General features: G+C 58.0%; 27 protein-coding genes and 3 pseudogenes. 15 read left to right on the top strand and 15 right to left on the bottom strand.

Translation table 11 applies throughout. The annotated features are described in order from the left end of the window. Positions 1–2 precede the first annotated feature (2 nt). Positions 3–605 (top strand): TetR/AcrR family transcriptional regulator, encoded by a 603-nt coding sequence (locus T18_RS23710; protein WP_038496337.1) that lies wholly within the window; start codon positions 3–5, stop codon positions 603–605. A 176-nt stretch (positions 606–781) separates the two neighbouring features. Continuing rightward, positions 782–1471 (top strand): aspartate/glutamate racemase family protein, encoded by a 690-nt coding sequence (locus T18_RS23705; protein ID WP_038496339.1) that lies wholly within the window; start codon positions 782–784, stop codon positions 1469–1471. 51 nt (positions 1472–1522) lie between these two features. On the opposite strand, the pseudogene T18_RS23700 reads toward T18_RS23705, so the two are convergent. The 7 genes and pseudogenes from T18_RS23700 to T18_RS23670 all read right to left on the bottom strand — a co-directional run. Beyond that, positions 1523–1774: pseudogene (locus T18_RS23700) on the bottom strand (helix-turn-helix domain-containing protein); the annotation flags it as partial. Positions 1775–1788: 14 nt separating this feature from the next. Beyond that, positions 1789–3141: a cytosine deaminase gene (locus tag T18_RS23695; RefSeq protein WP_038496345.1), complete on the bottom strand. Its 1353-nt coding sequence runs from the start codon at positions 3139–3141 to the stop codon at positions 1789–1791. Between the two features lie 31 nt (positions 3142–3172). Next, on the bottom strand, positions 3173–4144 hold the full coding sequence (locus T18_RS23690; RefSeq protein ID WP_080863786.1) for a LysR family transcriptional regulator: 972 nt from the start codon (positions 4142–4144) through the stop codon (positions 3173–3175). 2 nt (positions 4145–4146) lie between these two features. Beyond that, on the bottom strand, positions 4147–5142 hold the full coding sequence (locus T18_RS23685) for an isopenicillin N synthase family dioxygenase (RefSeq protein ID WP_038496351.1): 996 nt from the start codon (positions 5140–5142) through the stop codon (positions 4147–4149). A gap of 86 nt (positions 5143–5228) precedes the next feature. Further along, positions 5229–6026 carry an ABC transporter permease gene (locus T18_RS23680; RefSeq protein WP_035252501.1) on the bottom strand — a complete coding sequence of 266 codons (798 nt, stop codon included), beginning with the start codon at positions 6024–6026 and terminating at the stop codon, positions 5229–5231. A 4-nt stretch (positions 6027–6030) separates the two neighbouring features. Next, entirely contained in the window at positions 6031–6804 is a 774-nt protein-coding gene (locus T18_RS23675; RefSeq protein WP_003517478.1) for an ABC transporter ATP-binding protein, read from the bottom strand. A gap of 5 nt (positions 6805–6809) precedes the next feature. Continuing rightward, the gene (locus T18_RS23670; protein ID WP_038496355.1) at positions 6810–7799 is read right to left on the bottom strand and encodes an ABC transporter substrate-binding protein; all 990 of its coding nucleotides are present in this window, start codon (positions 7797–7799) and stop codon (positions 6810–6812) included. A gap of 600 nt (positions 7800–8399) precedes the next feature. On the opposite strand from T18_RS23670, the pseudogene T18_RS23660 reads away from it, so the two are divergent. Beyond that, a pseudogene (locus T18_RS23660) lies at positions 8400–8810 on the top strand (MBL fold metallo-hydrolase); the annotation flags it as partial. A gap of 197 nt (positions 8811–9007) precedes the next feature. Here the strand turns inward: T18_RS23660 and T18_RS23655 are convergent. Next, positions 9008–9907 (bottom strand): LysR family transcriptional regulator, encoded by a 900-nt coding sequence (locus T18_RS23655; protein WP_038496360.1) that lies wholly within the window; start codon positions 9905–9907, stop codon positions 9008–9010. A gap of 140 nt (positions 9908–10047) precedes the next feature. On the opposite strand from T18_RS23655, the gene T18_RS23650 reads away from it, so the two are divergent. The 11 genes and pseudogenes from T18_RS23650 (at position 10048) to T18_RS28305 (ending at position 17808) form a co-directional block, all read left to right on the top strand. Then, positions 10048–10611, top strand: coding sequence for a hypothetical protein (locus T18_RS23650; protein WP_038496363.1), 564 nt, complete (start codon positions 10048–10050; stop codon positions 10609–10611). After that, the gene (locus tag T18_RS23645) at positions 10608–10859 is read left to right on the top strand and encodes an Atu4866 domain-containing protein (RefSeq protein WP_038496366.1); all 252 of its coding nucleotides are present in this window, start codon (positions 10608–10610) and stop codon (positions 10857–10859) included. The genes T18_RS23650 and T18_RS23645 overlap by 4 nt, the downstream gene beginning before the upstream one ends. Before the next feature lie 322 nt (positions 10860–11181). After that, complete coding sequence (locus T18_RS23640) at positions 11182–12186, top strand: helix-turn-helix domain-containing protein (RefSeq protein ID WP_410118161.1); 1005 nt, start codon at positions 11182–11184, stop codon at positions 12184–12186. A 184-nt stretch (positions 12187–12370) separates the two neighbouring features. Beyond that, positions 12371–13591, top strand: coding sequence for an adenylate/guanylate cyclase domain-containing protein (locus tag T18_RS23635; RefSeq protein ID WP_038497404.1), 1221 nt, complete (start codon positions 12371–12373; stop codon positions 13589–13591). A 430-nt stretch (positions 13592–14021) separates the two neighbouring features. After that, positions 14022–14771, top strand: coding sequence for an SDR family oxidoreductase (locus tag T18_RS23630; protein WP_038496372.1), 750 nt, complete (start codon positions 14022–14024; stop codon positions 14769–14771). Positions 14772–14829: 58 nt separating this feature from the next. After that, positions 14830–15378: a flavin reductase family protein gene (locus tag T18_RS23625; RefSeq protein ID WP_038496375.1), complete on the top strand. Its 549-nt coding sequence runs from the start codon at positions 14830–14832 to the stop codon at positions 15376–15378. A gap of 41 nt (positions 15379–15419) precedes the next feature. Beyond that, entirely contained in the window at positions 15420–15704 is a 285-nt protein-coding gene (locus tag T18_RS23620) for a DUF1330 domain-containing protein (RefSeq protein WP_038496378.1), read from the top strand. Positions 15705–15804: 100 nt separating this feature from the next. Next, on the top strand, positions 15805–16107 hold the full coding sequence (locus T18_RS23615; protein WP_038496381.1) for a putative quinol monooxygenase: 303 nt from the start codon (positions 15805–15807) through the stop codon (positions 16105–16107). Between the two features lie 20 nt (positions 16108–16127). Continuing rightward, a pseudogene (locus T18_RS23610) lies at positions 16128–16965 on the top strand (oxidoreductase). Between the two features lie 73 nt (positions 16966–17038). Beyond that, positions 17039–17668, top strand: a complete 630-nt coding sequence (locus T18_RS23605; RefSeq protein ID WP_272870616.1) for an SDR family NAD(P)-dependent oxidoreductase — start codon at positions 17039–17041, stop codon at positions 17666–17668. Next, the gene (locus T18_RS28305; protein WP_272870617.1) at positions 17665–17808 is read left to right on the top strand and encodes an SDR family oxidoreductase; all 144 of its coding nucleotides are present in this window, start codon (positions 17665–17667) and stop codon (positions 17806–17808) included. Before T18_RS23605 ends, T18_RS28305 begins: the two co-directional genes overlap by 4 nt. Before the next feature lie 55 nt (positions 17809–17863). Here the strand turns inward: T18_RS28305 and T18_RS23600 are convergent, their stop codons facing one another. Together T18_RS23600 and T18_RS23595 are read right to left on the bottom strand one after the other, a co-directional pair. Next, on the bottom strand, positions 17864–18298 hold the full coding sequence (locus T18_RS23600) for a DoxX family protein (protein ID WP_038496384.1): 435 nt from the start codon (positions 18296–18298) through the stop codon (positions 17864–17866). A gap of 305 nt (positions 18299–18603) precedes the next feature. After that, positions 18604–19062 carry a DUF995 domain-containing protein gene (locus T18_RS23595; RefSeq protein ID WP_038496388.1) on the bottom strand — a complete coding sequence of 153 codons (459 nt, stop codon included), beginning with the start codon at positions 19060–19062 and terminating at the stop codon, positions 18604–18606. 129 nt (positions 19063–19191) lie between these two features. Here T18_RS23595 and T18_RS23590 point away from each other — a divergent pair, with 129 nt between their 5' ends. Next, positions 19192–20307, top strand: coding sequence for a helix-turn-helix transcriptional regulator (locus T18_RS23590; RefSeq protein WP_038496390.1), 1116 nt, complete (start codon positions 19192–19194; stop codon positions 20305–20307). A 160-nt stretch (positions 20308–20467) separates the two neighbouring features. On the opposite strand, the gene T18_RS23585 is transcribed toward T18_RS23590, so the two are convergent. From T18_RS23585 to T18_RS27950, 5 genes are all read right to left on the bottom strand, one after another. Further along, the gene (locus T18_RS23585; protein ID WP_038496393.1) at positions 20468–21244 is read right to left on the bottom strand and encodes an SDR family oxidoreductase; all 777 of its coding nucleotides are present in this window, start codon (positions 21242–21244) and stop codon (positions 20468–20470) included. 11 nt (positions 21245–21255) lie between these two features. Beyond that, complete coding sequence (locus T18_RS23580; protein WP_038496395.1) at positions 21256–21714, bottom strand: ester cyclase; 459 nt, start codon at positions 21712–21714, stop codon at positions 21256–21258. A gap of 25 nt (positions 21715–21739) precedes the next feature. Continuing rightward, positions 21740–22513, bottom strand: a complete 774-nt coding sequence (locus T18_RS23575) for an SDR family NAD(P)-dependent oxidoreductase (protein ID WP_038496398.1) — start codon at positions 22511–22513, stop codon at positions 21740–21742. Between the two features lie 73 nt (positions 22514–22586). Next, entirely contained in the window at positions 22587–23195 is a 609-nt protein-coding gene (gene wrbA / locus T18_RS23570; RefSeq protein ID WP_038496401.1) for an NAD(P)H:quinone oxidoreductase, read from the bottom strand. Positions 23196–23344: 149 nt separating this feature from the next. Beyond that, positions 23345–23696, bottom strand: a 352-nt coding sequence (locus T18_RS27950; RefSeq protein ID WP_414896161.1) for an NADPH-dependent F420 reductase, incomplete at its 5' end; no start/stop codon positions are given.

Raw genomic sequence — 23696 nt, 5'->3', positions numbered from 1 at the left:
ACATGGCCCGCATGGTCGCTGAAAGATCCGACGCCGTCGCCTCCCTGGCCGAAGTTTTTCGCGAGCATGGATACGAAGGTGCGAGCCTTGCCCTGATCGGCAAGGCCACCGGCCTGGGCAAGGGCAGCCTGTACCACTTCTTCCCGAATGGGAAGGAGGAAATGGTGCAGGCTGTGCTCGTCGAGATCGAGCAATGGTTTGAAGATTCCGTCTATTCTCCATTGCGAGACGGAGACGATGCCGATGCCGCGATCACGGCTATGCTTGATGAAACCGCGAAATACTTCAGGTCGGGCAGGCGCGTCTGTCTCGTCGGCGCTTTGGCTGTTACCAACACCCGAGACCTATTCGCTCAAGCTATCCGGCGTTACTTCGTCGCTTGGGTGGACGCTCTGCAAGCAGCGCTCGTCCGGCAAGGCCGTGACGCTGAGCAGGCGCGCCTCCTCTCGGAGGACGCCGTTCTCTCTATCCAAGGCGCGATCGTCCTCTCCCGGGCGCTCGACGATCCCGCCATCTTCCAACGCGCAATCGATCAACTTCATTCTCGATTGGCAGCCGATAGAAAGACGCTCGACGGTAATGCTTCGGGTAGCGGGTCGCTTTGATCTCTCGCTGCTCCCTGGCCTGAGGTATTGTATCCGCAGCCTCACCGCTATGGTGGGCATGCGGGCTGCGGACGTATTGCATTTCGGGAATCCATCGTCGTCTTATGGGTGGCCTGGTTTCTGCTCAAGCGCCCGTTGAGCGGTAACAGACCTAACGTATGAACATGGAGAAACATTTGAAGACCATCGGCATACTTGGCGGAATGTCCGCGACGTCAACCCAGATTTATTACCGAGAACTCTGCAGGCTTACCCGCGAGAGCTTGGGGGGACTTCATTCTCCCGAGCTTCTCATACGGTCTGTCGACTTCGACGAAATCGAAAAGTTGCAGGCATCCTCCGATTGGGAAGCGGCGGGCCGCATCCTCAATCAACATGCTATCGCGCTGGAGCGCGGCGGTGCCGACCTCCTCATCCTGGCGACAAATACCATGCACAAGGTGGCGGACAAGATCGTGGGCGGGGTGTCGGTTCCCTTCGTGCACATCGCGGACGCAACTGCAACCGCTATCGTTGACCGCGGTTTCCGGAGGCCGGGTTTGATGGCAACGGCCTTCACCATGGAGCAGACCTTCTACACCGACCGCCTCATCGCTCAGGGGCTGTCGCCAACGATCCCTGAAGCTGATGATCGAACAGAAACCCATCGTATTATCTATGAAGAGCTGTGCCGCGACATCGTTCGCGAGGAGAGCCGCTTGACCTATGAACGGATTGCGCAGCACCTGGCCGACAAAGGCTGCGACTGTCTTATCCTCGGCTGTACCGAGGTGGGTATGCTGTTAAACCAGGATAACGTAGGCGTTCCCGTCTTCGACACGACCCTCATTCATTGCAAGGCCGCCCTTCAAGCTGCTTTACAATGACGTGTTGTGTTCTGACGGTCGATCGATTGTGAGAACGATGAGGGGCAATGGTCAAACCTGTTCGCCCAGGTGATGCCGGACCCACTTCGCTTCTTCCGATGCGGTACGCCCGAAATGCCGTCTGAAGTCGCGGCTGAATTGCGCCGGGCTGACATAGCCCACTGACGCCGCCACCTCTGCAATTGTTCCAGTCTGGCGGGCGATCATCAGTCTCGCTTCATGGAGCCGCATCGCCTTCACATATTGCATGGGACTTGAGCCTGTCAGCTCCTTGAAATGGACATGGTAGGAAGGAAAAAGCATGAGCAGCGCCCGACTTACACCGTTTGAAAATCGGACAGCATGCTATAGGAGGGCAATGTCTTGTTGGTGAGAATCCCCTTGCGGAGAATGATGCGATCGGCGTGTGGGCGGGCGATCACCTGATCGAGACTCCAGGCCTCCAGGATCATCAGGTCCGCCGGGCGCCCCACGCTGATCGTGCCGGCGTCAATGCCCATGATGCGGGCCGGTGCGGGGCCGGCAAGCGCGGCTGCATCCGCGTAAGGGTGGTCGAGATGAAGGATACGTAGCGCCTGCCGCCAGGTATCCAGCATGTCATGGTCGCCATAGGCAAAGAAGGGATCACGACAATTATCTCCGGCCGCAGCCACCGGAATGCCCGCCGCCCGCAGTTCCTGTACCGGCGTGACCCCGCGCCAGCGCGGGGTGCGACCGTCTATGCGGTCCTGAAGATACATGTTGACGGTTGGCAGCGTGATGATCGAAATGCCGGCATCCGCGATCAGCGCGATCGTGTCGCGTAGTTCCTGCTCGCCCAGAAGCGCAAGCGAGCAGCAGTGGCCGCAGGTCACGCGCCCCTCGTAGCCATGGCGGATGGAAGCACGCGCCACATGCGGTAAAGCGTCGGCTTGCGCGGCCTCATCGACATGCAGGTCGACATTCAGTTCCCGCTCCTTCGCCAGCAAGAACAGCCGATCAAGCAGCAGGTCGATATCATCGAGGCCTGCCCCATGCGTTCCGCCGGAGGCACGGGTGACGCCACCCAGTAGGCCGCCGTGGTCGGCAACGATATCGGCAAGACGCGCGCCATAATCGTCGCTGTAGGCATCAAGTGGCACGAGGCCGGCGGCTTGCAGGGTGATGCGGCCTTTCCAGCGCTCGCGCACCTCTGCAAAAGCGTTCCAGGTGATTTCCGCCTGTCCCTCGTGGCTGTCGAGATGGGTGCGGATGGCTGCAACGCCGTGGGCGTCAGCCGTCGCAAGGCCGAATTCCATCCGCCGCAGAAGGTCATCGGTGTCCCAGTGGGCGAGACGGTCCGCCGTGGTTGCCGCGCGCGCGCCAGGATGCGTTCCTCCGGAATCGGGCGCTCGGCCCAAGGTGTGGCCCTTGTCGAGATGGGCATGCGCGTCAATCAGCAGCGGCCAGACATGGCGGCCGTCGAGTGCGACTGTATCTTCATCACTGTCGACAAAGGTGGGCATTATGGCCGCAATCCTGCCGTTCTCGATCAGCATGTCGACGAGCGCCGAGCCGTCCCGGTCCACCTCGGCAAAATCAGGCACGTCATCGGCAAGCAGGGCGACCGGCACGCGCGCTTTTGCCAGACGAAGGCGCTCGGGTCTCGCCAAACGGGCGGCAAGGCTGGGAAACAGGGAAATATCGTTCATGGCGGGTCTCTATCGGGTGGGTGCCGGGCAGTCAGCTCTCGTCGAATGAGGCAAGCAGACGCTCCTGCGCAAATTGCATGAAATGGCTGCCGGCAGGCGAGAGCGAGCCGCGGGCGCGGTGGAGGATATTGAGCCGTTGCAACGAGCCGGTTCCGGTGAGCGGGATGAAAACCAGTTCGCCGGTCGCAGTCTCGCGATCCACATCGAGTCTGTTGAGGAACGTGATGTGAGGCGCTGTCCGGGCAAGGCGTTTCATCAGTTCCATCGAATTGGTCTCTACAACGGGAACGAGGGTGGCCCGCGCCGGGGCTGTCGCCTCGACGACCTCGCGCAGCGACAATGATCGATCCGCCAGAACCAGCGGATAGAGCAGGCAATCGGACATGCGCACGGTGCTGCGGATTGCGAGCGGATGGGTGGGAGCGACGACCGCGCCCAGCGCGTGACGGAATTCCGCGGCGCGTTGCAGCCGGGTATCGTCGGGCAGGTTGTAGGCGATGGCGAGATCGGCCTGGCCGAGCGCCACCATCTCTGCGACAGTCGTCCGGTCGCCCACCATGATCCGCAGGCTGACCTGCGGATGTTTTTCACGGTAGGCCGCAACGATCTCGGCGATCCGGCCGGCAGCAAGTGTCGCCATCGTCGCAATCACCACCTCGCCGCGATTCAATCCCTTGAGCGACTGGATTTGCGCACGCATTCGCTGATGAGCCTGCAGGGTTTCGCGAATATGCTGGATGAGGATTTCACCGGAGCTGGTCAGTTTCAATCCGCGTGGCAGACGCTCGAAAATCGGCGCTTGCAGCTCTTCTTCAAGTTCCAGGATATAGCGGTTCACCGCAGAGGCGGCGACATGTAATGTCTTCGCCGCCTTGCGGATGGAGCCCTGTCGGGCAACCTCGTCGATATAGCGCAGCGCGCGTCCATGAAGCATGATGGGTCCGTTGCCTGACGGGAATCGGATTGACTGTTCCACGATGTCACCGCACCGGACCATCTTCAACGTCACTTCTTGGCGAAATTGGCGTTGATGCGGCGGGTCAGGTACTCGCCGGCGGTGATCGGCTCGTATTTACCGAGCGGACCCTGCATGACCGCATCGCGGTTTGCCTGGCAGAAGAAAGGCAGCGACAGGCGCCGCCCCATGTATTCGCCCTCACGCGGCATGCGTACCCGATGCAACGTCGATTGCAGCTGATCGTCCGACCAGCGCATCAGCATGTCGCCGATGTTGCAGGTGATGTAACCCTTGCGCGGCGGAACGTCGGTCCATTGCTTCAGTTCCGCATCCTTGCCCGGGCATACCTGCAGCCCGCCTTCGCCTTCCTTCTGGTGAAGGATCGTCAGGCAATCGAAGTCCGAATGCGCACCGGCTCGCCAGGACTGGAAATCTTCCGGTTTGGCGTCTTCCATCGACATGTAGTGGATCAGCCGCAATGTCGACTGGTATTCTTCCGATGACGGATCATGTGCCTTGGTGAAGAAATCCTCGGCAAAGTCCATCTTCAGCGCAAAGCAGGAGAGGATGCGCATACCCAGCTCCCAGTTCTGTCTCTCGAAACGGAGCATCTTTTCTCGAAAGCCTGGAAGATCTTCTTCGCTCGGCCAGAGATTGAGGCGGATCATATCTGGACGGGTGAGCTGGAAGCTCTCCTTGTTGTCCGGTGTGCCGGTTGAGGGACGAACCTGCGCCTTGAATTCCCAGCCGGCATTGATGCCCTTCGGCATCGGGGTCTTTGCCTTCACCTCCGCCGGCAGCTCAAAGAAGGTCCATGCCGTGTCGAAGGCCGCGTCGATGTCTTCCTGAGTGATGCCGTGGTTGTATACCTGGAAGAAGCCGATATCGATCGAGGCCTGCCATAGTGCATCGGCGATCTCATGCTTGCGGTTATCGAAGTCGGAAAGGTCGATGACGGGGATTTCCCGATCAACGGTCGTGCCCATGCCGCCGATGGTTGCTTCCTTGGCGAGTTCTGCAAGTGTGTCGGTCTGGATATTCATACCATTCTCCTTAGGTGAATGCCGGCGAGCCGGCGGTTGAGGAGCAATGTCCGGGCAGGGCCCGACTGCTTCTACTCCGGATGGGTTCAGCTGCTCTTCGGCAGGCTCCAGGGAAAGAAAAGCTTTTGCGTCAGCACTACGGCCTGAAACAGCAGCAGCGACATGGTGGCCAGCACCAACAGACCGGCCCAGGCCTGCGGCAGCTTGAAGAGCGAGGTCGAAAGCTGGATGAAGTAACCGACGCCCACTTCCGAGGCGCAGAATTCCGCGACGACGGCACCTATGACGGCGAGCGTGATCGAGATTTTCAAGGCCGAGAAGATGTAAGGCACCGCAAAGGGCAAGCGAATCTGGGTGATTTCGCGAAAGCCCGAGGCGCGTAGGCTTCGCGATAGTTCTATCAGCTCCGGCGGCGTCGCCGCAAGGCCTGTTGCGGTTGAGACGACAAGCGGAAAGAAGGTGATGAGACAGGTGATGACGATGCGTGGTGCATCGCCGGCCCCGAGCACCACGATGATGATCGGCGCGATCGCCACCACTGGCGTCGATTGCACGACGACGAGCAGCGGATAGAGCGTTCGCGACAGGAACGGTGAGCGCATCATGACGACCGCGAGCGGAATGGCGATGACGATGGACATCGCGTAGCCGATCAGCGCCACCCGCAGCGTTGCGACGATGTGGCCCATCCAGCGTTCGAGGCCAATAGAAGAGAACGAGCCGAGGATCGCACTCGGTGGTGGAAGTAGATAGGTGGGGATCGACAGGAGCCGCGCCGCCGCTTCCCACAGAAGTACGGCGCCGATCAGAGTCGCGGCAGTCAAGATGCCCGGCCACGCGAGCATCTGCTTGAGTAAAGCAAATGGTGATGTGCGGGTCTGCATGACCTCAAGCCGCGTGGCGGGTGAGGAGGAGATCGCGGAGGTGGTTGGAGAGGTCATGGATCGCCTTGTCCTTTGTAGTTTCAGGGCCACGCGGCCGGCCCACGGGAACGGTAACTTCGGTCAGGATCGAACCCGGTCTGCCGGTCATCACCAATACCCGGTCGGACAGTAGCGCAGCCTCGCTGACCGAATGCGTGATGAAGACCACGGTCTTCGGGCGCTCGGAAAAGATACGCAGAAGGTCGAAGCCCATCACCTCGCGCGTCAGCGCATCCAGGGCTGAGAAGGGTTCGTCCATTAGCAGGATATCTGGATCCATCAGCAGTGCGCGGGCGATACCGACGCGCTGCTGCATGCCGCCAGACAACTCGTCCGGCAGGCGTTTCTCGAAGCCGGAGAGCCCGACCATCTTCAGGAGTTCACCCGCGCGCTCGCGCTCCTGTGCGGTGACCCGGCCGGTCTTGTGGCGAGCGGGAAACACGACATTGTCTTCGACGGTGGCCCAGGGAAGCAGCGTCGGTTTCTGAAAAACGATGCCGATATCGTCACGCGGAGCCTCTACCGGCAGCCCGAAAACCTCCACCGAACCAGATGTCGGCTTCAGCAGGCCGGCGATCATGCGCAGCAGGGTCGATTTCCCACACCCTGAAGGACCGAGGATCGAGACGAACTCATGCCGTGCCACATCGAAACTGACGTCGCGCAGAGCTTCCGTGCGTCCGGATCGGGTCTCGAAAACCTGTCCCAGCCTCTCGAAGCGAATAGCGGGCATCGCCATGAAGGTTACTCCGATATCATGAAGGTGCGGTTGATCATGGTTTCCGGATCGAGCTTGGCCGGGTCAATGTTCTGCGCTTGGGAAACACGGCGCCAGGTTTCGGCGAGGCGAGCGGTTTCGAAGACACCAAGGCCGTCCTTGTTCGTCACTTCGTTGAAGATCAGCGGCAGCATATCCTTGAGGGAACCCTGGACATCTTCCGAACCGAGTTCCGGCACGAGGGCGGTAACGGCCGCCGCAGCCTTCTCCGGGTTGCCTCTGGCAAACTCGACGGATTTCCTGTAGGCCGCGACGAAGCGCGCGGCGACCTGCGGGCGCTTGGCCAGGAAATCGTCGCTGGCGATCAGCGAGGCGGAATAGAGCTCAAGTCCGGCTGCGGACCAAGGCAGGGCGACGATCTCCTTGCCGGCTTCCTTGCCCTGATTGTTGTAGCGCGTCAGGTCCGTCATCCAGGCGATGATGCCGTCGGCATTGCCCGCCATCAGCATCGGGCCGAGTGCGCCTGGATCGGCCTTGATGAGCTTGATGTCCGCCATGTCGATACCGGCATCCTTGAGGACCAGCGGCAGATAGACGTTAGACGAAGTAAAGGGTGAAGTCGCGATCGTCTTGCCCTTGACGTCGGCGACGCCTGTGATCGAACCACCCTTGGCGACGTAGAAGGCATGCGGACCCTTGTTGAATAACGACATGACGGCGGTCACCTTCACGCCCTCATTGGCGCGGGCGGCCATCAGGGCGCCGATATCCGAAACGCCGATGTCGGAGGACGCTGCGGCAAGGCGCGAGATGGCGTCGGTCGAGCCGCGACCGGAAGCGATCTCGACTTCAAGGCCGGCATCCGAGCAGAAGCCTTCCTGGAGACAGACATAGATCGGCGCCTTGTCGCCGCCCGGCAACCAGTCGAGCTGAAAGATCACCTTGTCAGCGGCGGATGCCGCGCTGGCGGCAAGGGTGGCGGCAAGTGCATATGAGGCAAGCTTGGTGCGGCACATAGGTCGACCTTTCACAACTAGTGTTCGGTTTTTAAGGACGGATAGGGAGCGTTGATGCGGTCCGGATGGAATCCATCCGCAAGGAGCCTGGCAATGGCGCAATTGCGTTTTTCAGGACGCTCGCTGCTCAGGCATGCAAAACACCGATGCGCATGAAGATGATAAGCTCCATCGTCGATCTCTGCAGAATTTGGGATAAGGTTACTGACTTTACACGGCATTTAGACATCTCCCCGACAGATTTACCCGTCGAGCAATGTCCAGAACCGAGGCTCAGACCGCTTCTACTCGCAGGTCATTTGTCTCACGAGGAAGCCGACTTTAGCAAGAGCTTCGATGAAATCTTATGCTTGCAAAAAATTTAGGCAAAGCATGTTTTTGCCTGACGGAACATTGATCGACGATTTCGTAAGATTCTGAATTCAAGAAGAAATTCTTATCGGAAGGAGTTCCGCAGTTGCCCAAGAAATTCGCGTCCTAATAATTAGAACGAATAGAGCGGAAATCTCTTCTTGGCGGTTGGCGAAATTGGCCGCTCCTTGCGGTGGACATAATGCCGGGTTGGTCAGTTGCCCCCGTCGCTCTCCTAAAGCGGCGACGGACATCGTCAAACAGCATTTTGGCGAGGCAGACCACTGCGTGACGCCTTACGTACAAGCTGGAAAATTTGAAACCTTCGGAGATAACCGCGCGCCCGTTCCTGGTCTGGGCTCGATTCTCTATGCAGGACATACGCCGGGTCACAGCGCCATTACGCTGGAAAGCGAAGGCCAGAAGATCGTCTTCTGGGGCGACATCACCCATGGCGATATCCTGCAATTCGATGAGCCCGGCATCGCCATAGAATTCGATATCGATCAGAAGGCCGCCGTTGCTGCCCGCGACGTCGCCTTCAGGCAGGCTGTGGAAGGCAAATATCTTGTGGCAGGCGCGCATATTGCGCTCCCCGGGACCGGCCACGTGCGTACAGACAGCACCAATTATGACTGGCTCCCGGTCAACTACTCCTAGGATAAGCACTTACCGTCGGATCAAGCGATGGCTCGACGAGCCTCGAAATAGCCTCGTCTTCCGCAGCGACAAAGGTCGTTCTCTGCAAGTCCGGCGGCCGGCACGTACCGTACCCGGTTGTGGTGGAGCGGACCGAAAAGCAGAGGGATCTATGGGTGCGAGACACGGCGCACCCAGCCAAGTTTCGCCGCGGGCAGCTAGGGCTGTGTCGATCTATATGCGCGGACATGCTCTATGAGCGCACGCAGCTTGGGCGCCATATTGCGGCGATTGGGAAAATAAAGGAAGAACCCCGGAAACGCGGGCAGGTAGTCGTCCAGCGTGGTGATCAACTCGCCGCGATCGATGTACCGGCGAAACGTCTCCTCAAGCGCAAATGTGATTCCGCCGCCCGCGAGCGCAGTCCGGATCATCAAATACAGATCGTTCGTTGTGATTTGCGGCTCGACGGCGACGTCGAAAGGTATGCCATCTTCCTCGAACTCCCATCGATACGGCGCAGCACTTGGAGACGGACGCCAGCCGATACAGCGATGACCGACGAGGTCCCGGGGGTGGCGGGGCGTTCCATGGATATCGAAATATCCCGGAGTCGCAACGACCACTTCTCTCTCTTCTTTTGTGAGTGGCACCGCAACCATATCCTGCTCTATCACATCCCCCAACCGAACCCCCGCATCGTAGCCGGCTGCGACGATGTCGAAGACGTCGTCGGTCACCGTAACATCGATCGTGATGCCCGGATGCGCTTGCGCGAAGGACGCGATCAGCGGTCCTGACAGAAATTGCTCCGCAATCGAGGTGACAGCGATCCGCAGCAAGCCGCTTGGCCTTGCGTCGCCTGCGACATCCTCGAATGCCGATTTCACATCGGCCATTGGCTGAGACAGCTTTTCACGGAAGCGGTTGCCCGCCTCCGTCAGCCGCACACTGCGGGTCGTGCGGCTGACGAGCGCGATGCCGCAAGTATCCTCGAGCCGTCTTATCGCTTGGCTCACGGCTGAGCGTGTCACGCCAAGGCGATCTGCGGCCGCCCTGAAATTCCCCTCCTCGGCGACGGCCAGAAACATCGGCACCAAGTTTAGATCGATTGTCATTGTCGCATCCTGCTAACCAAAATCGTTAGCGACGAGGGAATACAAGCGACAATCGAATTTGTCTACCTTTTGCCCATAGCCGACCGGTCAAACCGGCAGCTGACAAACAAGCACAACCGATCATCGAAGGAGAGATTCCAATGACAAACAACAAGATCACACTCGCAGCAGCTCTGGCACTTGGGATCTGCGCCGGACCCGTTGCTGCACAGGACACTTGCCCTCGGGAAGGCGCCGACGCTCCGCTTGCGCTTCATGCCGATTGGATCATGAAGGGTTGGGAACGCCATGAAGGCGACGGCAAATTCGTATTCGCAGAGAAGCTGAACCGGTATTACGACCTGGAAGACACCAAAGGTGTTTTCTACGACAATTTCGCCCCAGGCAAAACACAGCTCTTTGACAACTCGGCTCGCTACGGCGCCAACTGGGAGGCGTTGCAGAACGCTGCCCGATCTGTTCGCCACGGCCTGACCGGCGGTCATGATGCGATCGTTGGCGACATGGTCGCTTCGACGACGCTTGGTTTCGTCGGCCGCATCGATCGTCTCGACGGCAAGGTGATCGCTTTTGATGGGCGCTCGCAGCTTGGGTGGGAATGCACCGCTGGCAAATGGAAAATCCGCCATGAACTGAACTACGCCTGGGTCGTTGAGCCCGAAACCATTCAGTCTTTCCTGGGCAAGACGGAGGCGGCACAATGACGACCGCAACGCCTTTGCACCCTTATGTCGGCATGTGGGAGACCGCAGACGGCCGCATCCGCCACCAGTTGCTCCCGAATGGCCGCTACGACGAGGCGCGTGGCCGACGCGAAAGTGCATATCAAGGACGATACGAGGTGTCCGGGGATCACATCGAGTACTGGGACGATACCGGTTTTACGGCCGACGGCGACTTTGTGGATGACGTCCTGTACCACGCCGGCATGGTTCTCTATCGCAGGCGGTAAACGAGACGCGATCACGACGGCACATGTCCATTGCCGGCGTGGTGCGTTTTTCGCTCCGTTAGATCATCGCCGCGATCGTAGTCCGCGATGTTTGCTCAAGCGAAACATGTTCGACAGTGAAGCAGTCACGTTCATCGTCGACGGGGATTTTCTTGCCTCAAAGTGTCGGATGAGACCATCTTTGTATTCCTGTCTGACGAAACCAAATGCTGCATTGTATCATTGGAGGGGATGGTTGTGTGCGACATGTGAGCCGACAAATGTTCCGTTGAAGTCTTTGGCAACCTTAAACAGCTAGGCCCGTTTTCAGGGAGGGACCGCATTGGAAACCATAGAACAATCCCGTCAAAACGATATGCGCTTTGCCCCGGGCGTGACTGGAAAACCCACTTATCGAGGGGCACTCATGTCCGAAATGGAAAAGGTTATTGCTAGGCCCGAGCGGACGTCCCCGCTCGGGCTTGAGCAGTATATAGCCGGTCGCACGCTCGTTAGTGGCGATAGTCCAGCGTGGAGCGACATGTTCGTGCAGGTCTATTCACGTCTCAACAAGCAGGAGCCCTTTCTTGTTCCCGCTGTTGCCGAACCCCTGATCGTCTGGGTGATTTCAGGAGAAGCGGTGGTTGAGGAACGTGATCTTGACGGGGACTGGGTCGCCAATACCGTTACGGTTGGTGATTTTTTCCTGACCCGCTCTCCCACACCCTATGAGATGCGCTGGCTCGCGATCGGTGATGCACCTTTCCAGGTAATGCATCTTTATCTTTCCGTACCGCTCTTCGAGCGGGTTGCCTGCGATGTGCTGGGTTGCGCGGCTCCACCGGTACTACGCGACATTTCCGGCGGCAAGGACAAGCAGCTGTCTCACCTCCTCGCGCTGGTTCATCAGGAACTGACAGCAGAAGGAATGGGAAGCCAGCTGTTCATCCAGGGCCTTACGCAAAGCCTCGCTGTTCATCTGATCCGGAACTATGCATCCGGTGAAGTTGCCGAGGACAGGCAGAACGCGCTTCCCGGGTTCAAGCTTCGGCGTGCGGTCGCGCATCTGGAAGAGCATCTGGCCGAACCGTTCCATCTGGCCCAACTCGCCGAGACAGTGGGCATGAGCGAATTTCATTTCAGCCGCCTGTTCAAGAAAGCCACCGGCCTTTCGCCGTCGCGCTACTTCATTCGCCAGCGCGTGGAAAAGGCCAGGCTGCTTCTGCAGGAGACAGATACCAGCATTATCGAAATCGGCATGTCCGTCGGCTATTCCAGCCCCAGCCATTTCGCTCAGGTCTTCCGTCGAGAAACCGGCCTGCCGCCGAGTCACTACCGGCGAGGATAAAGTTCAGCCAGCCCGAGCAAAATCGCGATAGCGCTCGCGGTTCGAATGATCGGATTTGGAAAAGCAAAGTACGGGATATACGACGGCTTTGGTCGATTGGGGCGGCCGAAAGGCAAAGCCCCTTGTTTTCGTTAACTTTAGTACGCACAGTGAGGCACAACGGCTCGCGAAAGTTTCCATAGGCATGACTGACGAAGACATAGAGAGGATTTCCGCCTGGGTAGCTCACCAAGGGCTTCGAGGAGCTAGCGAGTCCATGTTGCTCGGTGGCTTTTGTGCAGCATGCAGCGACGCCGGTTTACCACTTGACCGCAGTCTTGCTCTTATTGACACGCTTCACCCGGTCCACGAGGGGCGCGCCTTTCGATGGGATAGTCAGCAAGTGGTGGAAACAGAATTCGAGTACGGTCCCAGCAGTTCCGGAGACGCGTTGGAAAACTGGAAACGCTCAGCTTTCTATTATCTGTGGGCAGGGGAGGATTCCGAAATCCGACGTCGTATCGGACTAGGAGATCCGGCCGATTTCGCGACACTTGACGACATGCGTACGTCTGGCCATATGGACTTCGTGGCCTTTATCCATAGGTTTGAGAAGCAGGGAACCATCGGCGAGATGGACTGCTTTTTCTCTCACTTTGCCACACGTGATTCCGCAGGCTTTTCTGATGTCGATCTCCAGAATCTTCGCAAACTTTTGCCGGTTTTGGCGTTGGCGATCAAAAGCACAGCGCTTGCGCGGATCGCAAGGACAATCGCCGAGGTCTATCTTGGGAACGACGCAGCGCGAAAAGTGTTCGAAGGTAAAATCAACCGGGGTTCGGCGGAACGCATATCCGCAGCCCTGTGGTTCTCGGACCTTGCAAACTATACTAGAATTTCTGCCTCAGTATCGCCTGAGGAGATCATTCCTCTCCTTAATGATTACAGTGATGCGGTAATCTCAGCAGTCCATGAGGCTGGCGGGACGGTCCTGAAATTAATCGGGGATGGCGTCCTGGCAATTTTCCGAGCGGATCGACAGGTCGATGCTTGTGACGCCGCGTTGCAAGCCGAAAACCTCCTACGCCTGAGGCTGAAATCCCTTAATACCAGGAGGACATCGGAAGGCCGCTCCACAACGGAAGTCTGTCTCGGGCTACACATCGGTGATGTCTTCTACGGGAATATCGGAAGCGAGGATCGGCTCGATTTCACTGTGATAGGTCCCGCCGTAAACGAGGTCAGTCGCATCGTTTCAATGTGTCGGTCGCTGGATGTAAACCTGCTAACCTCTTCAAACTTCGCAGACTGTATGGAGGGGCGTAATCGCCAACGTCTTGCATGCGTAGGCCGGTTCGCACTCAAGGGCGTAGAAGGCGCGCAAATGCTTTACACGCTTGATACTCCCCATCACGCCGTCGGCTGAAAGAGAGTTTCCGCTCGATTGAGCGCCGTTGGCACGCTTGCATCAGCAGTATCAGCTCCAGACGTGTGGCCTCACCTGTAGTGTGTCTCGTCTCCGTAAACATGCCGAATTTCGGGAAGCGGATGATGGGGCTCCTACCAGATACTTTGATCGGCTCAGCAAACGCAATAGCGCGCGTGGCTGCGGGCGCATCCTGGTTTACGTCGAAATTGACCGTGACTTCCGGCTGGCCGAGATTTTCCATCGCGACACCGGCCTGCCGCCCAGCCACTATCGGCTAGGCTAATTTTCGACCTGTCGCGATTTCGAGCAAGATCGCAACAGGTCGAGCAAGGTCCCGAGAGAAGGGCGCCGACGATCGGCTTAAATTCCACCTTGTCAAAACGAAACGCCCACCGCGGTGGTGGGCCGCAGACAAGGAGTAAAGACAATGACCAACCTCAACGGAAAGATCGCACTGGTCACCGGCGCATCAAGCGGCATTGGCGCTGCTACCGCCGTCAAGCTTGCTGAAGCCGGCGCCAAGGTCGGTATCGCAGCCCGCCGGACCGAAAAACTGGAAGATGTAAAAAAACGGATTGAAGCCAAGGGTGGCGAAGCGCTCGTGATCGAAATGGACGTGGTGGACACCGCTTCTGTTGAAGCGGGCGTCAAGAAGCTGGTCGACACCCATGGTTCGATCGACATCCTGGTTAACAATGCCGGCCTGATGCCGCTCTCCGATATCGACCAGTTCAAGGTCGACGAATGGCACCGCATGGTCGATGTGAACGTGAAGGGTCTGCTCAACACGACAGCGGCCGTCCTGCCGCAGATGATCAAGCAGCACTCCGGCCACATCTTCAACATGTCCTCGATCGCGGGCCGCAAGGTGTTCAAGGGTCTCTCGGTCTACTGCGCGACCAAGCATGCAGTCACGGCCTTTTCTGACGGCCTGCGCATGGAAGTCGGGCAGAAGCACGGCATTCGCGTGACCTGCATCCAGCCAGGCGCCGTTGCCACGGAGCTCTACGATCACATCACCGATCCGGGCTACCGCAAGCAGATGGACGAGCTGGCAAGCCAGATGACCTTCCTCCAGGGCGAGGATATCGGCGACACCATCGTGTTCGCTGCCCAGGCTCCGTCGCATGTCGACGTCGCCGAGCTGTTCGTCCTGCCAGTGGAACAGGGCTGGTAACCAACTGGCCCGAACGGGTCCCTGTCAGTCACAGGGACCCCCTCAAGGGAGATTGGAAATGAAGGAGATATCCGCAACCCAAACCTATCGCGTCTTGGAGCCTGGCCCAGTTGTCATGGTGACGACCAGCGATAAGGGAAAGCCAAATGTCATGACCATGGGCTTTCACATGATGATCCAGCACGTGCCACCACTGATCGGCTGCGTGATCGGTCCTTGGGACCACAGTTACGAGTTACTGAAGGATACCGGCGAATGCGTGATCGCCGTGCCGGGTCTGGACCTCGCCGAAACTGTTGTCGATGTCGGCAACTGCTCTGGCGATCGGGTCAACAAGTTCCAGCGCTTCGGCTTGCAGACCCGCAAAGCCAAGGACGTATCCGCGCCTCTCATTGCCGACTGTCTGGCCAATATCGAATGTGAGGTTATCGATCGACGCAATGTCGACCGATACAACCTGTTCATTCTGGAAGCCAAACGACTGTGGGTCAACGAAGGCCGCACGGAACGACGAACCCTGCATCACAGGGGCGATGGTTCATTCACGGTCGACGGCGGCACACTCGACCTCAAAGACCGCATGGTCAAATGGCGCCACCTTCCGTGAGGCGGTGCGCCTTCATCCAACCTATTTCAAGGAGAAATAACATGTCTGCCTATCTCGTCGTTGACCTCGACATCCACGATATGCCGTCGATCGAAGACTACCGGTCCAAGGCTTTGCCGCTTGTCGCAAAAGCTGGCGGTCGTCTGATCGCGCTCGACGCGGAGCCGCTCGGGCTCGAAAATTGGGAATCCACCAACATGCTGATCATCGAATTTCCGAATAAGGAAGCCATCCGTCAGCTGTTCGCATCCCCGGAATATGCGCCCCTCGCTGCACAGCGACAGGCTGCGGCCGCATCGCGCATCATAGCGATCAACGGCGTCTGAAAAGAGCAAGATCACGACAGCTCCCGCAAAGGCGCGGCAGATCTTTTCCAGGTATGCCCTCACTATAAGGGTGTTGCCCTAACCGAGAAGGAGCCCTTAAATGGCTGACCTCACCAATGTGGCCTACTTCACTGCAAAGCCGGGCCGCTCAGGAGATCTGGGTGACGAACTGCTTCAGCTCGTCGCTCCGTCCCGCAAGGAGGAAGGCTGCCTACGCTACGAGATCCACCAGTCCAATGACGTTCCCGACGCGTGGATGGTGCTCGAAGACTGGCGGCACGCCTCCGACTTCGAACTGCATATGAGCACACCTTACGTCGAAGCCTTCATGGCGAAGGTTCCGGACCTGTGCGTCGAAGACGTAGAAATCTGCGGCTACCAGCAACGGTCTCCGCAGGCCTGAAACAGAAAGGAGTACATGAAATGAGCACGCAAAACCCCAAAGTCTGGCTCGTGACCGGATGCTCTACGGGTTTCGGTCGATACATCGCGGAACACTTGCTTGAGGCGGGTGAACAGGTTGTCGTCACCGCCCGCAAGACCGACAAGATCGCGGATCTTGAACAGAAGGGCGATGCCATAATCCTTCCACTCGATGTCATCGATCGAGATCAGTGCCCAGGTTGTTGATGCCGCAGAGTTGCACTACGGTCGGATCGACGTCCTGATCAACAACGCCGGGATCGGCTTCTTCGGTGCTATTGAGGAAACCGATGAGCAGAACGCCCGTCGCCTGTTTGACGTCAATTTCTTTGGCACCGCAAACACCATCCATGCGGTCCTTCCACACATGCGCGCCCGCCGCTGTGGTACGATTGTCAATCTGACATCAATCGGCGGCCTGGTTGGCTACACGGGCGTCGGCTACTACTGCGCCACCAAATTTGCCGTGGAAGGCCTGTCGGATACACTTCGAAAAGAAGTTGCCCCTCTCGGGATCGACGTCATGACAGTCGAGCCAAGCGCCTTCAGGACCGAGTGGGCAGGTTCGTCAAACGAGGTTTCCGCGTCCATCGACGACTACGATGGCACAGCGGGCGAGGCACGTCGGGCTTACCACGCATCGGTCGGAAAACAGGCTGGCGACCCGGCGCGTGCGGCGAAGGCCATCTGGGAAGCCGTGCTGGCTGAGCAGCCTCCGCACCACCTTCCGCTCGGCAATGATGCCACCGACGCTGCCCTGAAGAAGGCGCAGGACCTGAAGGCAAACGTTGTTGCCTGGGAGGCCTTGTCTCGTTCGGCCGACTTCCCGGCCACCTGAACCAATCCAGTCAAAAACCAACACGAAACCAAAACTACCGCGGCAGTCGCCACGGAGATTGAAGGAGTGTGTCATGTCAAAACGATTTGAAGGAAAAGTAGCAATTGTGACCGGCGGGGGGTCCGGTATCGGCGCCGCCATTGCCAACCGTCTCCTTGAGGAAGGAGCGTCCGTGATGATCTCCGGCAGAACCGAGAAGCGATTAACCGAAGCTGCCTCGAAGATGCCGACTGACCGCAGCGGCACCTTTGTCGCCAATGTTTCCTCACGGCCGGACTGCGACGCCCTTGTCACCGCGACTCTGGAACGCTTCGGCCGCATCGACACTGTCGTCAATGCCGCCGGCATGAATCTCGTCGGTACCGTCGAGGAGACAAGCGATCAGGATTGGGACGAGTGTATTGCATCGGACCTTTCCGGCGTCTTTTACATGAGCCGTGCTGCGGTTCCGCATCTCAAGGAGACCAAGGGTTCGATCGTCAACATCGGCTCCGTCTCATCCCTTGGTGGCGGCTGGAGCCATGCGGCGTACAATGCTGCAAAGGGTGGCGTCGCAAATCTGACCCGCTCAGCAGCCTGCGACCTCGGCAAGTTCGGTGTCAGAGCAAACACAGTGGCACCGGGACTTACTGTCACAGGAATGGTGGATGCCATCATGGACGATGATGCGCTTTTGGAGAAAGCCTGGGACCGGTCCCGTTGAGACGGGCAGGGCAACCTGAAGAGATTGCTTCGGCAGTCGCTTTTCTTGCCAGTGATGAAGCTGCCTGGATTACTGGGATCGTCCTGCCGGTCGATGGTGGGCAGACCTGCACCGATGGCGGTCCGGAATGGGATAAATGAAAACGCGAGAAGCCCGGACCATGGTCCGGGCTTTTCCTTTGAGCGGATGGTTCGATTAGCGGCGGGCGTCGAGGCTGTATTGGCCCGCGCCGAACGCCACGACCTGAAGCAGACCGCCGGCCATCGCGATGTTCTTGAAGAAGTGGATAAACTGGTTCAGGTCGCTGAGGTTGTTGTGGAACGTCAGTGCCGTAGCAACGCTGAACAGGGCAAGGATCAGGGCGACGATGCGGGTCTGGAAGCCGAGGATCAGGGCAATGCTGCCCAGGATTTCGGTCGCAACTGCTGCGCCATAGGACAGAGGCGGGAAGGGCAGGCCAACCATATTGATATAGCCGATCGTCCCAACTGGATCGGAGATCTTGCTGATACCCGACAGAAGGAAGATTGCCGCCAACAGGACACGGCCGGTGAGAGGCGTGACGCCGTTGATGAGGGCCGACTGGGAAAGAGTTTCAACGCGCTGTGCGATTGCATCGGAATAAGACATGGGCGTTCTCCGTAAGTTTGGGGCGTAGCCACCGTGGCTGCGTCGTGAGGAGAAATTGCCATCATCCGAGCGAACGAAAAAGTAGGATAATATCGCGGATTATCGTCGATAAAATCGAACGTTTGCCCGTTTCGCCATCTCATGCCAGAGGAGGTGCGTGGCGACCTTTCATAGCCAGTTATCGCGATTTCGGCACGATCCGTGAAGTATGTTACGAGGAACGACTCTCGTAGGTCACGGACGCCTTCTTTACTTCGACGCTCCGGCCTTCACGAGCGCCGATGCACCATAACGCTATTACAGCTTTACTGTGATGCCACAAGCTTTCGAAATTTGTCAGTTACCTTATCACCCTTTGACAACTTATTTTTCTCTCCAGTGTAGAAGCCGTTTCGCTTGTCTTTTTCCCCGCTCCAGAACGTCCAGTGTTTATCGCCCTGCTTATACCACGCCCAGCAATCCCGCGCCTTCTTGGAGCCTCCGTCCTTGACGCCTTTCACTGTGAAATCAGCGCAGACCTGGTTTTCGCTAACCGACCATTTCCCTTCCCCGACAAAGTTTCCGTTCTTGCCTACAAGAAAGTAAGCCCCGTCCGGTGAAAAGTAAGCATTGCTGCGTGACCAGTTAGATGAAAACCCCAAGTACAGATCCGTGACCTCTTGCGACGTCAGCTTAACCGCGTCCTTCGGCAGCTTGTCTGCAAAGGACATACCAAACGAGCTGCATAGAATAGTAATTGTCACAGCGATTTTTCGAATTATCATTTAATTTCCCTCCTGTCAGAAATGAGGGAATTGTAGCGATAGCGAAGCAATTCCGAACAGACCCAATTGGGAGGTGCTTGAATGGCAAAGACAATCGTTCCTTTTCCTTTTTGATAAACTGGAGAAAAGATGTTGCCGAAAGACAGGGCTCGGAATGCTTCAGAGCAAGTCTCATCAGCTATATTTGGTGCAGCAACAGGCCGCGGTCCGTGGCGGGATGTCTGCTCATCCCTTACACAGGCCTTCCCAGGATCCTATGCGGCTTTGCTCAACCAGGATTTTGCCACGCCCGAAGTTAGTTTTGCCGTGGCGGACGGTCTCGACCAAAGGCATCTAGAATCCTTCCTCACGCACTACTCTTACGTCAATCCGTGGCGACGGTTCTGGCAATATGCCAAGAACGGAGCGATCCTCGTCGCAGAAAGAGATGACCCAGCTCGCCGTTATCATGATAGTGAGTTCTATAACGACTGGATGAGGGCCGTCGGGGATTTCGATGCCGCCGTTGGCCTGCGCCTTCAGGCAAGCGACGAACAAGTTATCTACCTGCCAGTTCATTTTTCTGAGAGCCTGTCGGGCGAATATTCGTCAACGCTTGAGTTGGTGATGGAAAATGCGCGCAGCTCGCTAATCAACGCGATGCAAATAGCTGAATACTTGAAAGAAATGACCAGCAAGACCGCGGCGAGGTCGGCGTTGGTGAGCCAGGAGAAGTCAATTGCTTTCATTATCGATGACCGTATGAGGCTAGTTGAAGCCAATCACCTAGCTGTTGCAGCGTTCTCCCAGGCCTTTCCAGTTGGTTGCCGGCACTATATCGTTTACTTCGCTAGTTCGTCGTTCACGACCGCTTTCGTAGACTCCCTCAGAAGCCGACAGGCACAGTTCACTGCCAAGAAGCTGTTGCAAGCTGAAGAGTCTCAATGGATCGTGATGGTAAATCAAATTCCTGCGACGTTTGAAACAGGGCTGATGCCAAGCCGTGATCAATTCCTGGTCCAAATCCACCAATTGACGCCGCATAACGAACACCCAGATGAGGAAATCCTGATCAAGGCCTATGGCCTGACGCTCTCCGAACTGCGTCTATGCAGATCGTTGTCCGCAGGCCTTATGCTGGCAGAGGCGGCCGCGGCCAATCGCATCTCGTATGAAACCAGCCGCCAAAAATTAAAGTCCATCTTTCAAAAAACTGGGCTCTCAAGCCAGGCAGATCTGAAGTCTCTTTTGCGCATGCTCGTTTAAGCGAGATGACGAACCGCTTCCGTCCTGGACCCGATTTCGGCAGCGCCTCTCGTTCAGAGATTGATGCGTTTTCCGCAGACGGTTGAGACGACAGAGATATTTTTTTACTATAGAAGTCCCGCGCTTTTGAGGGCGCGGGTCCGACTGGAGGCTCTAGAAATCAGATAACGGAGAGCAACCCTCCATCCACAAGGAGCGCGGTACCAGACACATAGCTCGACAGATCCGAGCCAAGGAACGCGACAGCATCTCCGACTTCCGCCGGTTTGCCAAGCCGGCGAAGCGGCGTTCTCTGGCGAAAGCCCTCGGAGGCCTGGGCAATACCGGGGCTCGTGCGAAGAAGCTCGGTGTCAATGGTGCCGGGTGCTACCGCGTTGACGCGGATGCCATCCGGGCCGAGAGCATCGGCCAGCGACTTCGCCATAAGCACTACGCCGCCCTTGCTCGTCGAGTAAGCGACTGTAATGCCAGCGCCGGAGATGCCGCCCATGCTCGCCATCAAGACAATGCTACCCTGTTTGCCGGACGCCTTCATTTGTCGTGCAGCTGCCTGGGCACCGAACAGCGGGCCATCGAGATTGACAGACATCAGGCGGCGATAATCTTCTTCGGGAACATCTGCGCCGTCTGTCTTCAGGGTGATCCCGGCGTTGGCGACCATGACATCGACGCCACCAAATTCCTCGGCCGCAGCGACCAGAGCGTCGTTGTCAGCCTTGCGACTTACATCAGCCTTCACAAAAATCGACTGGGCACCGAGCTTGCGAATTTCAGTAGCTGTGGGCTCGCCGCCTTCACGCGGTGCTTCGACTACGTCTGATACGATGACGGCCTTGGCGCCATGTTCGGCAGCCCGGATGGCGATCGCCCGGCCAATGCCACTCGATGCGCCGGTTACGATGACGACCTTTCCGTCGAGAATGCTAGTCTTAGTCATGACATCTGTCCTTAAACTTCAGGGATTTTCGGCGCCGAAGGAGGCAGGGCGTCTAGCTGCTGCAGAAGGTAATAGAGGTTGGCGACACCCCAGTGCTCTGCGATCTTGCCGTCGCGGATGCGCATGGCATCAACAGTCTCGAACCTGACTTTGCGGCCTGTCGGCTCGATCCCAAGGACGACGCCGTGATGCGTGCCGTGATAGGTCTTGAAGGTCGTGACGATATCGCCGTCGACTGCCTGCCAGTGGATCTCGGCATGGAAGTCGGGAAAAGCTTCGCGCAGAGCATCATAAAGGCGACGTGCGCCCTCTTTGTCTGGCGTCCCACCCGGTTGCGGTGTGTGGTCAAGGAAGTCATCGGCAAATAGCTCGTCGAAAAGTTCGAAGTTGCCGCCGGACTGCACTTCGAGTGTGTTGCGGCGGACGACTGCTTTCAATGCGTCGTATGAAGCTTCAGGTTGGTCTGACATGGAATTTTCCTTTCGAGGTTCGGTGTCAGAGTTCAAAACCACCGATCGTCATGCCGCCGTCGACGGTCAGCATGTGTCCGGTGACATAGGAGGCGGCGTCCGAGGCAAGCCAGATTGCTGCAGCCGCGATTTCCTCCGGCTTGCCACCGCGTTTGGCGGGGATGGCATTTTGAGCAAGTGCAGCAAAAGCCGGGTTCTGCCGGCTGTTTGCCGCGACCATTGGCGTTTCCGTCCAGCCGGGCGCGATCGCGTTGACGCGGATGCCATGCGCTGCATTCTCCATCGCGACGACCCGGGTCAGGCCCTGCACCCCGTGCTTGGAAGCAGCGTAGGCACTCATGCCTCCCGGTCCAGTCAAAGCAGCGACGGAAGCCGTGTTCACGATAGATCCACCACCACTGCGCCTGATCAGCGGGATCTGGTACTTCATCCCGAGAAAGACACTCTGGAGATTGACGGCGATGACCCGCTGAAAGTCTTCCAATGGGTAATCTTCAATCCGCTTTGCAGGGCCGGTTATCCCGGCATTGTTGAAGGCGGCATCGAGCCGACCGGATGCAGCGTCGATCTGTTCGATCCATCCGACGACCTGAAGTTCGCTTGCGACATCGAGTTCGGTTGTGAACGCCCGGCCATCTTCGGCGCGGATGAGCTCTGCCGTTTGGGCGAGACCCTCGGCATCGCGATCAGCCAGATGCACTGTCGCGCCGTCGCGAGCGAGCCCAAGTGCTATCGCCCGACCGATCCCAGAGCCTGCACCGGTGACCGCGACGACCTTGTTTGAGAAAAGCGAGGACATGACTTCTCCTTGCCAGCCGATCGCAATCGGCTGGTCTGGTTGGAGCTGAATTTTAAGAGTGAGTTAGGCGGGTTTAGTTGCGGGCAGCGACAAGCGCTGCTGCAGTGCGGGCGACGATCTCGCCCTGATGGAAGGCACCGGCGAGATCGATCTGTGAGGGCTGGCGCGACCCGTCGCCACCGGCAACTGTCGTTGCCCCATAAGGAGCGCCACCAACAATTTCTTCAGTGCTCATCTGGCCCTGGTGGCTGTAGGGCAGGCCGACGATGATCATGCCAAAGTGCATGAGGTTTGTGATGATCGAAAACAGGGTGGTTTCCTGCCCGCCGTGCTGGGTGCCGGTCGATGCAAATGCTGCACCGACTTTGCCATTCAACGCTCCGCGGGCCCACAAGCCACCAGCCTGGTCGAGGAAAGCCGCCATCTGCGACGACATCCGCCCGAAGCGAGTACCCGTACCGACGATGATCGCGTCATAGTCGGCGAGTTCCGCGACTGTCGCAATCGGTGCCTCCTGGTTGATCTTGAAGTGGGCCTTCTCGGCGACGTCGAGCGGGACAGTTTCCGGGACACGCTTGATTGTGACGTCGGCGCCGGCGCTTCTTGCGCCTTCAGCGACTGAGCCTGCCATTGTCTCGATGTGGCCGTAGGACGAGTAGTAGAGGACGAGAACCTTGGTCATTTCGGTAACTCCGTAAGGATGATGGTGTCGATGAAAGCAACATCTGCTTCTTCATCATTCGATAAAACCTACATAATCTTGTCCATAACGTTCGATTTTATAGACCGATTGCGTTGTCAAAAATCCATGTTGCCTTCGCTGTGGAGCGTTCAGTCCTTCAGCAGGTTGAGCGCGACCAGCGCCTGCCCGAAATGCTGAAGTGAACCGGAGGCTTTGAAACTGCCCAGGTCGGACGGCGCGAAGCCCAAGCGCGCGATCAGTTCTGCGACCTTGTTGCTGGCATCCGGGAAATTGCCCGATAGGAAGAGTACACGCCTGCCGCTTGCCTTCACCGGATCAGCAGCCAGAACGGCGGCCGGGAGGGTGTTGAATGCTTTCACGAGCTGAGCGCCTGGGAAGAGATCAGAGACGATTTCCGAAGACAACCGGCCACCAAGGTCACGCGGCTTGAAAGCAGGAAAGTCGATAGCGTTCGTCGCGTCGACTACGGTGCGGCCATCC

This window comes from Rhizobium sp. TBD182, assembly GCF_001950375.1.
GTDB lineage: Bacteria > Pseudomonadota > Alphaproteobacteria > Rhizobiales > Rhizobiaceae > Agrobacterium > Agrobacterium tumefaciens.
This window is presented reverse-complemented; position numbering and strand designations above follow the sequence as displayed.

Bases quoted from the DNA above. Each gene is read 5' to 3' on its own strand.
- T18_RS23710 (WP_038496337.1), top strand. From the start codon at position 3: ATGGCCCGCATGGTCGCTGAAAGATCCGACGCCGTCGCCTCCCTGGCC.
- T18_RS23695 (WP_038496345.1), bottom strand. From the start codon at position 3,141: ATGAACGATATTTCCCTGTTTCCCAGCCTTGCCGCCCGTTTGGCGAGA.
- T18_RS23685 (WP_038496351.1), bottom strand. From the start codon at position 5,142: ATGAATATCCAGACCGACACACTTGCAGAACTCGCCAAGGAAGCAACC.
- T18_RS23680 (WP_035252501.1), bottom strand. From the start codon at position 6,026: ATGCAGACCCGCACATCACCATTTGCTTTACTCAAGCAGATGCTCGCG.
- T18_RS23675 (WP_003517478.1), bottom strand. From the start codon at position 6,804: ATGGCGATGCCCGCTATTCGCTTCGAGAGGCTGGGACAGGTTTTCGAG.
- T18_RS23670 (WP_038496355.1), bottom strand. From the start codon at position 7,799: ATGTGCCGCACCAAGCTTGCCTCATATGCACTTGCCGCCACCCTTGCC.
- T18_RS23655 (WP_038496360.1), bottom strand. From the start codon at position 9,907: ATGACAATCGATCTAAACTTGGTGCCGATGTTTCTGGCCGTCGCCGAG.
- T18_RS23650 (WP_038496363.1), top strand. From the start codon at position 10,048: ATGACAAACAACAAGATCACACTCGCAGCAGCTCTGGCACTTGGGATC.
- T18_RS23645 (WP_038496366.1), top strand. From the start codon at position 10,608: ATGACGACCGCAACGCCTTTGCACCCTTATGTCGGCATGTGGGAGACC.
- T18_RS23635 (WP_038497404.1), top strand. From the start codon at position 12,371: ATGACTGACGAAGACATAGAGAGGATTTCCGCCTGGGTAGCTCACCAA.
- T18_RS23630 (WP_038496372.1), top strand. From the start codon at position 14,022: ATGACCAACCTCAACGGAAAGATCGCACTGGTCACCGGCGCATCAAGC.
- T18_RS23625 (WP_038496375.1), top strand. From the start codon at position 14,830: ATGAAGGAGATATCCGCAACCCAAACCTATCGCGTCTTGGAGCCTGGC.
- T18_RS23620 (WP_038496378.1), top strand. From the start codon at position 15,420: ATGTCTGCCTATCTCGTCGTTGACCTCGACATCCACGATATGCCGTCG.
- T18_RS23615 (WP_038496381.1), top strand. From the start codon at position 15,805: ATGGCTGACCTCACCAATGTGGCCTACTTCACTGCAAAGCCGGGCCGC.
- T18_RS23605 (WP_272870616.1), top strand. From the start codon at position 17,039: ATGTCAAAACGATTTGAAGGAAAAGTAGCAATTGTGACCGGCGGGGGG.
- T18_RS23600 (WP_038496384.1), bottom strand. From the start codon at position 18,298: ATGTCTTATTCCGATGCAATCGCACAGCGCGTTGAAACTCTTTCCCAG.
- T18_RS23595 (WP_038496388.1), bottom strand. From the start codon at position 19,062: ATGATAATTCGAAAAATCGCTGTGACAATTACTATTCTATGCAGCTCG.
- T18_RS23590 (WP_038496390.1), top strand. From the start codon at position 19,192: ATGTTGCCGAAAGACAGGGCTCGGAATGCTTCAGAGCAAGTCTCATCA.
- T18_RS23585 (WP_038496393.1), bottom strand. From the start codon at position 21,244: ATGACTAAGACTAGCATTCTCGACGGAAAGGTCGTCATCGTAACCGGC.
- T18_RS23580 (WP_038496395.1), bottom strand. From the start codon at position 21,714: ATGTCAGACCAACCTGAAGCTTCATACGACGCATTGAAAGCAGTCGTC.
- T18_RS23575 (WP_038496398.1), bottom strand. From the start codon at position 22,513: ATGTCCTCGCTTTTCTCAAACAAGGTCGTCGCGGTCACCGGTGCAGGC.
- wrbA (WP_038496401.1), bottom strand. From the start codon at position 23,195: ATGACCAAGGTTCTCGTCCTCTACTACTCGTCCTACGGCCACATCGAG.